Below are 8,920 nucleotides of genomic sequence, written 5' to 3'. Positions count from 1 at the left end.
GGTTCGGAGGAGTTGAAGGCGAAGTACCTGGGGGCGCTGGCGCGGGGCGAGGGGATGTTCTCGTACTGCCTGTCGGAGCCGGAGGCGGGTTCGGATGCGGCGGGGATGAAGACCCGGGCGGTGCGTGACGGGGACTTCTGGGTGCTGAACGGTGTGAAGCGCTGGATCACCAACGCGGGCGTCTCCGAGTTCTACACGGTGATGGCGGTGACGGATCCGGAGAAGCGGTCGAAGGGCATCTCGGCGTTCGTGGTGGAGAAGGGCGACGAGGGCGTGTCCTTCGGTGCGCCGGAGAAGAAGCTGGGCATCAAGGGGTCGCCGACGCGTGAGGTGTACTTCGACAACGTGCGGATCCCGGCGGACCGGATGATCGGTGCGGAGGGGACGGGTTTCGCGACGGCGATGAGGACGCTGGACCACACCCGCGTCACCATCGCGGCGCAGGCGATCGGGATCGCGCAGGGTGCGCTGGACTACGCGAACGGGTATGTGCGGGAGCGCCGGCAGTTCGGGAAGGCGATCGCGGAGTTCCAGGGTGTGCAGTTCATGCTGGCGGACATGGCGATGAAGCTGGAGGCGGCGCGGCAGTTGACGTACGCGGCGGCGGCGAAGTCGCAGCGGGGGGACGCGGATCTGACGTTCTTCGGTGCGGCGGCGAAGTGCTTCGCGTCGGACGCGGCGATGGAGATCACGACGGACGCGGTGCAGTTGCTTGGTGGGTACGGGTACACGCGGGACTACCCGGTGGAGCGGATGATGCGGGACGCGAAGATCACGCAGATCTACGAGGGGACCAACCAGGTCCAGCGGATCGTGATGGCCCGCAACCTCCCGTAACGCGCACCGACACGCACCGACGGCCGGTCCCGGGAGCGGCCCGGCCGTCGGCGCCGACCCCGCGCACGGATGTTAGGTTCCGGTGGATGAGCGAGAAGGAAGAGCAGGACCAGCCCATGAATGACGGGCCCTCGAAGCCGGCGATGCGCGAGGCGCTGGTGGCCGCGGCCTTCGAGCTCTTCCTGGAGCGCGGCTTCGAACAGACCACCGTCGACGACATCGTCTCGCTGGCCGGCGTCGGCCGGCGCTCCTTCTTCCGCTACTTCCCGGCCAAGGAGGACGTGGTCTTCCCCGACCACGAGCGCAGCCTCGCCGAGATGACGGAGTTCCTGGAGTCCGGCACCGGCGAGGAGGACCCGGTCAAGCACGCCTGCGACGCCGCCCGCCTGGTCCTGCGGATGTACGCCGAGCAGCCCTCCTTCTCCGTCCAGCGCTACCGGCTGACCCGCAAGGTGCCCGGCCTGCGGGCGTACGAGCTGTCCGTGGTCTGGCGCTACGAGCACACCCTCGCCGCCTACCTGCGCGGCCGCTTCGCCGACCGCCCGGACGGCCCCCTGCGCGCGGACGTGATCGCCGCCGCCGTCGTCTCCGCGCACAACCACGCCCTGCGCACCTGGCTGCGCTCGGGCGGGAAGAGCGACTGGGTGGCCGAGGTGGACGCGGCGATGGCCTTCGTCACCGGCACCTGGGGCGACCGCCCGGCCGAGGCCGCCGCCGAGGGCGAGTCCGACGACGTCGTGGTGCTGGTCGCCAGCCGCCGGGCACCGCTGTGGCGGATGGTCCAGAGCATCGAGAGCGCGCTGGGCACCGACGCCCGCTGAGGCCCGTCGTACGGGCCTGGCAAGGAGCCCCCGCCCCGGTACGCCCGCCCCCGACCGTCACCCGGACGGCGCAGCCGCACCCGCCGCGGCCCCGGCTGACGGCCCGTGCGCCGTGCGCGGCTCCCGGCGCCGGGCGAGACTCGGTCGCAGGACGGGGCCTCCCGGGCGGCGGGCGGCCCGGGAGCGCGAGGGAGCGGCGATGCCGACGACGTCCCGGCAGCCGGGCAGCGGCCCGACCCTGCACGAGGTGCTGCTGCACAAGGGCTACCCGCGCCTGCTGCTGATCTCGGCACTGGTCGGCATCCCGGTCTCGCTGGCGGCCTTCGGCTTCGTCGGCCTGGAGCACGAACTCCAGCACTGGGTCTGGGAGAGCCTGCCGGCCGCGGCCGGCTACGGGCGCGCCCCCTGGTGGTGGCCGCTGCCCGCGCTGCTGCTGGCCGGCCTGCTGCTCGCCCCGGTCGTGACCCGGCTGCCCGGGCGCGGCGGCCACGTCCCGGTGGACGGGCTGGGCGGTCCGCCCACGCCGCCGGTCGCCGTCCCCGGCGTGGTGCTGGCCGCGCTCGCCGGTCTGCCGCTGGGCGTGGTGCTCGGCCCGGAGGCACCGCTGATGGCGCTCGGCGGCGGCCTCGCCCTGCTCGCCGTCCGGTCCGCCCGGCGGGCCGAACAGCCGCAGCTGGTGGCGGTGTTGGGGACGGCGGGGGCGGCGGCCGCGATCTCCACCATCTTCGGCAGCCCGCTGGTGGCCGCCGTGATGCTGATCGAGGCGGCCGGGCTGGGCGGCCCGCAGCTGATCGCGCTGATCCTGCCCAGCCTGCTGGCCGGCGGGGTCGGCGCGCTGGTCTTCACCGGCTTCGGCCACTGGACCGGCCTGGCGATCGGCGCGCTCTCGCTGCCGCAGGTGCCGAGGAGCGGGGTCCCGGACGCGGGTGACTTCCTCTGGGGCGTCCCGCTGGCCGTCGCGATCGCCGTGGTCTGCGTGGCCGGGCAGACCGTCGGCCGCCGGGTGAAGACCCTCACCACAAGCGGCACCGCCCGGCAGACGGCTCTGCGCACCGTGCTGTGCGCGGTCGCCGTCGGCGGCTGCCTCGCCGCGTACGCCCTGCTCACCGGCCGCTCCCCGGAGGAGGCCGCGCTCTCCGGGCAGGCCACCCTGGGCACGCTCGCCGCCGACCCGGCCGCCTGGCCGGTCGGCGCGCTGCTCGCCCTGGTGCTCTGCAAGGGGCTGGGCTGGTCGATCGCCCTCGGCAGCCTGCGCGGCGGCCCGATCTTCCCGGCGATCCTGCTCGGCGCGGCCCTCGGTACGGCCTGCGCGCCGCTGCCGGGCTTCGGTGCCGCGCCCGCCCTGGCCGTCGGCCTCGCGGCGTCCGGTGCCGCCGTCACCGGCCTGCCCGTCACCAGTACCGTCCTGGCGGCGGCCCTGCTCGGCGGCGAGGCGGCGAACTCGATGCCGCTGCTGATCGTGTCCACGGTGGCGGCCTTCATCACCGCGGAGGCGCTGCGCGGCCGGCCGAAGCGGGAGGCCGCCCCGGCCGGCCGCACGGAGGAATCCGGGGTCAGCTGACCTCCGCACCCGGGCCGTCCGGGACCGCGGTCAGGTACTGCTCGATCTGCTGCTGGTTCTCCACCAACCGCAGGCACAGGTGCCGCAGTTGGGCCAGCTCCTCGGCGCTGAAGCCGCGGAAGACGGCGGCCATCGCGCGCTCGGTGGGCGCCCGGAACTCCTCCAGCCAGGCCAGCCCCTCGGCCGTCGCGGTGACCAGCACCGCCCGCCGGTCGTTCGGGTCGGGGGAGCGGCGGGCCAGACCCTCCCGCTCCAGGGTGTCCACCAGGCCGGTCGCATTGCGCGGGCTCACCCCGCCGGCCCGGGCCAACTCGCCCACCGTCAGGCCTGGTTCACCCCCTCCGTCCGCTCCACCCGTCCTGCTCGCCGCACCGAGCCGCACCAGCACGTCCAGCGCCCCCGCGCTCAGCCCCCGTCCTCGTGATCCGTGCGCCCGCAGCTTCTCCACCGCGTGGAACGCCGAGCGTGCGGCGGCCGCCGCCTCCAGCGCCAGGGTGTCCCCGCCCTTGGTGAACACGCCCATGGCCGTCCGCACCCTGCTGTCGTACAGCCGGCCCTCGGCATCCCGCCCCAATGGGCCGGCCGCCGCTTCCTCCGATGTATGTACCTGCTTCATAATGAAGTCATTCTGCATTGTGCGGCGCGCCTGTCAAGGGGGTGGTCCGTCAACCCGCCCGCCGAGGGCGGGACTTCGATGGGAGCCGGACGTGCGATCCGCGAGGGTGCGTCGGCCGCCCGAGCCGCCAGCCAACCGTTCCCGTACGCCGGAGCCGCGTATCGGCCCGTTCGAATGACGCTGCCGAGGGACGGGGCGGGACGGGCGGTGCGGCGGCGGTCCGTGGCGGGGGGCCGATCGGGACGAGGGGTGACGGGGGAGTGCTCCAGCCGACTGATCCTGCGAGATAGGCATACGAACTGTGTTTCCGCTGGTGGGATCGGCGATTCTGACGGGGCGTGAGGCCGGACGGGTCGCGGCGCCGGTTGCGGCGGGGTGCGGGCCGTGGCTGTCTGAATCGCGGCGGGGCCGACCGGCGCCGCCACTCGATCCAGAAACTCCGTGGAGGAGATTTTCATGCGTGCTCTCAAGCGAGTCGTGGCTGTCGGCGCCCTCACCGTTCCGCTGGTCCTCGGCTGCGCCGGCCTCGCCTCGGCCGGCACTGGAGGCATCGACGCGAACTACGGCAAGGGCTACTTCACCGCCAACGAGAACGGCGCCGGTCTCGCGGCCCTCGAATCCCACGTCGGCCCCGATGGCGTCTCGCACGAGGACTTCTGGATCTGGGCGGACGACAGCGGCGTCACCGGTTCCTTCACGGGTTCGGGTGCCACCTTCGTCGACCCGGCCGCGGCCCCCGCCGACGCCCCGGCCGCCGCGGTCGCCGCGCCCGCCGCCGCCCCGGCTGCGGCTCCTGCCGCCGCTCCGGTCGAGGCTGCCGCCCCCGCTGCCGCCCCGGCCGAGGCCGCGGTTCCGGCCGAGGCCGCCGCTCCGGCCGCTGCCAACGAGGGCTGACCGAGCCCTGCCACCTCGGGCGTGACCCGCACCGTCCCGTCGGGCCAGGCCCACCCGGATGCCCGGCCGGTTCCCACCGGCCGGGCATCCGCCCGTGGCGGTCGCACCACAGCGGTGACCCGCGCCACAGGGGCGATCCGCACCGGAAAAGCAGAAAGGCCCCAGATCAACTGGGGCCTTTCTTTCGGTGTCCGAGGGGGGACTTGAACCCCCACGCCCGATAAAGGGCACTAGCACCTCAAGCTAGCGCGTCTGCCATTCCGCCACCCGGACTAGGTGTCGTCCTCGCGGCTTCCGATCTCTCGTCCGTCGCGCTGACAGATGTAACTGTAGCAAAGATCGGCTTGGGGTCCCAAAACGGTTTCCGGCGGGCTCCCGGCGGGCGGGTCCGACGGGTGGCGGGGGCAAGGGGCGGCGTGTGGCGGGGGCGTGACCAGCGGGTTTCGGGAACGTGCGGGGGCTGGATCGGGATCGGGGGCTGGGGGAGGATGGGCGGACGTGCTCGTACGGCCCGGGTGCAGGTCCTGGGGGTGGCGCGCTGGTGCGTCGGTGCGGGCCCAAGACGCGAGGAGTGACCGTGAGCGAGCGGAGCGAGTCGGCGGCGCCGAAGGTGACGGCTGAGTCGGAGGTCGCCGAGATCTGTCGCGATCTGATCCGGATCGACACCAGCAACTACGGGGACGGATCCGGCCCGGGGGAGCGGAAGGCGGCCGAGTACGTGGCCGAGCAGCTCGCCGAGTTCGGGCTGGAGCCGAAGATCTTCGAGTCGGCCAAGGGGCGGGCCTCGACCGTGGTCCGGATCGAGGGCGAGGACCGTTCCCGTCCGGGCCTGCTGATCCACGGCCACACCGACGTGGTGCCGGCCAACGCGGCGGACTGGACCCACGACCCGTTCGGCGGTGAGATCGCGGACGGCTGCGTCTGGGGGCGTGGCGCGGTGGACATGAAGGACATGGACGCGATGACCCTGGCGGTCATCCGCGACCGGCTGCGCACCGGGCGCAAGCCCCCGCGCGACATCGTGCTGGCCTTCCTCGCCGACGAGGAGGCCGGCGGCACCTACGGGGCGCGCTTCCTGGTGGACAAGCACCCCGGGCTGTTCGAGGGCGTGACCGAGGCGATCGGCGAGGTCGGCGGCTTCTCCTTCACGGTCAACGACCAGGTCCGCCTCTACCTGGTGGAGACGGCCGAGAAGGGCATGCACTGGATGCGCCTGACGGTCGAGGGCCGGGCCGGCCACGGCTCGATGGAGAACGACGACAACGCGATCACCGAGCTGTGCGAGGCGGTCGCCCGGCTCGGCCGGCACCAGTTCCCGCTGCGGATCACCAAGACCGTCCGGGCCTTCCTGGACGAGCTGTCGGACGCGCTCGGGGTCGAGCTGGACCCGGAGAACATGGACGAGACGCTGCGCGTGCTCGGCGGCATCGCCAAGATGATCGGCACCACGCTGCGGAACACCGCCCAGCCGACCATGCTCGGCGCCGGCTACAAGGTCAACGTGATCCCCGGTCAGGCCACCGCGCACGTGGACGGCCGCTTCCTGCCCGGCTACGAGGAGGAGTTCCTGGCCGAGCTGGACAGTGTGCTCGGCCCGCGCGTGAAGCGCGAGAGCCTGCACTCGGACAAGGCGATCGAGACCGGCTTCGACGGGGCCCTGGTCGAGGCGATGCAGACCGCGCTGCGGGCCGAGGACCCGATCGCCCGCGCGGTGCCGTACTGCCTGTCGGGCGGGACGGACGCCAAGTCCTTCCAGGACCTGGGCATCCGCTGCTTCGGCTTCGCGCCGCTCCAGCTGCCGCCGGAGCTGGACTTCGCCGGGATGTTCCACGGCGTGGACGAGCGGGTGCCGGTGGACGGGCTGAAGTTCGGCGCCCGGGTGCTGGACCGTTTCATCGACGCCTGCTGAGCCGTTCCGCGCGGCGGTGCCCGCGCTGATCAGGTGACTGGGTCGGCCCGCTCCCGGAGTTCCGGGGGCGGGCCGACCGCATTGTCCGAGCTGATGATTGTGGGACAGGAAGAAAGAGATCGACAGAAGCGATTCTGCTCGGAATTCCAGGCCGATCATGTGTGCGAGATCTCACCGTTGCGGGTGAATGGGAGATCCACTCCGTACCCCGTTTGCCGCAGCGTCGTTCATCCCTGTGCAGCCCGCCGAACGGGTTGCGTTGTCCATACAGGAGGAATGATGAAGGTCAAGAAGATCGCCGCTGTCGCCGCCGCCACCGGTGGCCTGGTGCTCGCCGCCGCCGGTGTCGCGTCCGCTCAGGGCGGCGCCGCCGCCGAGGGTGTGGCCGCCGGTTCCCCGGGTGTCGTCTCGGGCAACCAGATCCAGGTTCCGGTGCACATCCCGGTCAACCTCTGCGGCAACACCGTGAGCGTCGTGGGCGTGCTGAACCCGGCGTTCGCCAACCACTGCGCCAACTTCTGAGTCGACCTCCGGGCCGTCGGGGCCTGTTGAGCCGACTCACGCGAGCCCCCGGGCGGCGGACGCGCCGCGCCGGGGGCGTTCGCGTCCCCGCTGGGATACCGGATACACGGGATCCGACACGATCACTCGATCGAGTGAAGCGGGGTTTCGTTGCTCAACCTCCCCGTTGGCCTCTCGTTAACCCGTGTGCAGCCGAAGCCCTTGCGTGATTTACGGATATACGGAAATTCCGACTTTTTTGCAAGGTTCATGCCAAGGTCGACACGTCGTCTCGAAATGTCAGGGGAAAACATGAGGAAAGTAGCCAAGAAGGGGATCCTCACGGCCGTGGCCACCGGCAGTGTGCTGGCCTCGACCGCCGGCTACGCCTACGCGGGGGGCGCCGACGCGCAGGGGGTGGCCACCGGTTCACCCGGTGTCGTCTCGGGCAACTCGGTCCAGGTGCCGATCGAGGTGCCGATCAATGCCTGCGGCAACACGATCGATGTGATCGGCTTGCTGAACCCGTCCTTCGGCAACCGCTGTGCCAACGTCAGCGGCGGCGGCCATCAGGCGTCCAAGCCCGCCCATGGCGGCCAGTCCGGCGCCACCGGCGCCGGCCGTACCGACAGCTCCAGTGCCAGCGGGAGCCAGGGTGCCACGGCTCCGGCCGGCACCCTCCCGGCCAGTACTCTGCCGGCCAGTGCCCTCCCGGCGAGTGCCGTCCCGGACGCCGCGGGTCCGGCCACCAAGGTTCCGGGTGCCGATGGCACGGGTGTCGACGTCCCGGGTGCCGGCGCCTCCGGTGTCGCCGCCAACTCGGCGGGCGTGCTCTCGGGCAACAGCGTCCAGGCGCCGGTGGACGTTCCGGTCAACGCCTGCGGCAACTCGGTGAACGTGGCCGGCGTCGGCAACCCGGCCTTCGGCAACGACTGCGCCAATGTGGAGAAGGTCGAGAAGGTCACCCCGACGCCGCCGGCCGAGGGCTGCGTGGAGACCTGCCCGACCCCGCCGCAGACCTCCTCCGAGGAGGTGACGAGCGTCGCGCGCACCGGCGTGGCTCCGGCCACCTCCGCGTCCGCCGCCGTGGCGCCCGCCGCCAAGCCGGCGCCGTCCGCCCAGCTGGCCACCACCGGTGCCGGCAACGTCGAGCTGCTCGGGGCCGCCGGCCTCGCGATGCTGCTCGGCGGCGGCGTGCTCTACCGCCGGGCCCGGGCCGGCGCCCGCTGACACGGCGGGAGGGGAACCAGGGCGCGCGCTGAGCGGGACCGGTGCGCGCCCGCCCCCGGACGTACCTGAGGAACGACGCATCCGCGGCCGCCGAGCGAACGGGCGGCCGCGGACGCGTGAGGGCTCGCTGCCGCCCGGGGCCGCGGTGCCCCGCCCGTCACCAGTTCCGGACCTGCCGGATGATCCGCCGCTTCAGCCGGACCGTCCGGCTGCCGTCGGGGAACAACCGCAGCCGGTCGAGCTCCCAGTGCCCGTACTCGGCGTGCTCGGTGAGCAGTTGGCGCGCCGCGTTGCGCGTGGTGCCGCGCGGCATGCGCAGGGACTGGTACTCGTACTCCGGCTGCCGGACCGGCTTCCGTGGGGTCAAAACGCTCCTCCTGGGGATCACCTTCAGGCAAGCCTACGGCCTGCCCCGGACAGTCGGCCCGGGTATTTCCGGCCGTCCTCCCGTGCGCGGGCGACGGTCGGAACGGGTGCGGCCCCGGCCGCCGACTGACAGTGCATCAGTCCTGTTGCCACTGTGGAGGGGATACCCCGATCCCGGCGCGCGA

At 72.7% G+C, this 8,920-nt stretch carries 9 protein-coding genes and 1 tRNA gene; 7 read left to right on the top strand and 3 right to left on the bottom strand.

Translation table 11 applies throughout. From position 1 onward, the window contains the following. The 3 genes from ACWDCZ_RS19130 to ACWDCZ_RS19120 all read left to right on the top strand — a co-directional run. Nucleotides 1–837: acyl-CoA dehydrogenase family protein (locus ACWDCZ_RS19130; protein WP_449816455.1), on the top strand; the 837-nt coding region annotated here is incomplete at its 5' end. A gap of 86 nt (nt 838–923) precedes the next feature. Continuing rightward, nucleotides 924–1,658, top strand: coding sequence for a TetR family transcriptional regulator (locus tag ACWDCZ_RS19125; RefSeq protein WP_234348735.1), 735 nt, complete (start codon nt 924–926; stop codon nt 1,656–1,658). Nucleotides 1,659–1,857: 199 nt separating this feature from the next. Next, the gene (locus tag ACWDCZ_RS19120; protein ID WP_449816454.1) at nt 1,858–3,219 is read left to right on the top strand and encodes a chloride channel protein; all 1,362 of its coding nucleotides are present in this window, start codon (nt 1,858–1,860) and stop codon (nt 3,217–3,219) included. Here the strand turns inward: ACWDCZ_RS19120 and ACWDCZ_RS19115 are convergent. Continuing rightward, a complete protein-coding gene (locus ACWDCZ_RS19115; protein ID WP_449816453.1) occupies nt 3,212–3,835 on the bottom strand; it encodes a MarR family winged helix-turn-helix transcriptional regulator in 624 nt (207 codons plus the stop codon). The genes ACWDCZ_RS19120 and ACWDCZ_RS19115 overlap by 8 nt on opposite strands. A 456-nt stretch (nt 3,836–4,291) precedes the next feature. Between ACWDCZ_RS19115 and ACWDCZ_RS19110 the strand changes: the two genes are divergently transcribed. Continuing rightward, nucleotides 4,292–4,729: a hypothetical protein gene (locus tag ACWDCZ_RS19110; protein ID WP_181970532.1), complete on the top strand. Its 438-nt coding sequence runs from the start codon at nt 4,292–4,294 to the stop codon at nt 4,727–4,729. Between the two features lie 188 nt (nt 4,730–4,917). Here ACWDCZ_RS19110 and ACWDCZ_RS19105 read toward each other — a convergent pair. Beyond that, nucleotides 4,918–5,002 (bottom strand) — tRNA-Leu (locus ACWDCZ_RS19105). Between the two features lie 304 nt (nt 5,003–5,306). Between ACWDCZ_RS19105 and ACWDCZ_RS19100 the strand changes: the two genes are divergently transcribed. From ACWDCZ_RS19100 to ACWDCZ_RS19090, 3 genes are all read left to right on the top strand, one after another. Continuing rightward, nucleotides 5,307–6,638: a M20/M25/M40 family metallo-hydrolase gene (locus tag ACWDCZ_RS19100; RefSeq protein WP_049659731.1), complete on the top strand. Its 1,332-nt coding sequence runs from the start codon at nt 5,307–5,309 to the stop codon at nt 6,636–6,638. Between the two features lie 279 nt (nt 6,639–6,917). Next, entirely contained in the window at nt 6,918–7,160 is a 243-nt protein-coding gene (locus ACWDCZ_RS19095) for a chaplin (RefSeq protein ID WP_074002312.1), read from the top strand. 327 nt (nt 7,161–7,487) lie between these two features. Further along, nucleotides 7,488–8,369, top strand: a complete 882-nt coding sequence (locus ACWDCZ_RS19090) for a chaplin (protein ID WP_449816452.1) — start codon at nt 7,488–7,490, stop codon at nt 8,367–8,369. A 157-nt stretch (nt 8,370–8,526) separates the two neighbouring features. Here ACWDCZ_RS19090 and ACWDCZ_RS19085 read toward each other — a convergent pair whose 3' ends face one another. Next, nucleotides 8,527–8,736 carry a DUF5703 family protein gene (locus ACWDCZ_RS19085; protein WP_037901221.1) on the bottom strand — a complete coding sequence of 70 codons (210 nt, stop codon included), beginning with the start codon at nt 8,734–8,736 and terminating at the stop codon, nt 8,527–8,529. Nucleotides 8,737–8,920 lie beyond the last annotated feature (184 nt).

The organism is Kitasatospora sp. NPDC001225, assembly GCF_053597855.1.
Note: the sequence above shows the minus strand (reverse complement) of the source record. Positions and strands in the feature narration are given on the sequence as shown.

Coding starts and splice junctions, on each gene's coding strand:
- ACWDCZ_RS19115 (WP_449816453.1), bottom strand. CDS start 3,835: ATGAAGCAGGTACATACATCGGAGGAAGCGGCGGCCGGCCCATTGGGG.
- ACWDCZ_RS19110 (WP_181970532.1), top strand. CDS start 4,292: ATGCGTGCTCTCAAGCGAGTCGTGGCTGTCGGCGCCCTCACCGTTCCG.
- ACWDCZ_RS19120 (WP_449816454.1), top strand. CDS start 1,858: ATGCCGACGACGTCCCGGCAGCCGGGCAGCGGCCCGACCCTGCACGAG.
- ACWDCZ_RS19095 (WP_074002312.1), top strand. CDS start 6,918: ATGAAGGTCAAGAAGATCGCCGCTGTCGCCGCCGCCACCGGTGGCCTG.
- ACWDCZ_RS19125 (WP_234348735.1), top strand. CDS start 924: ATGAGCGAGAAGGAAGAGCAGGACCAGCCCATGAATGACGGGCCCTCG.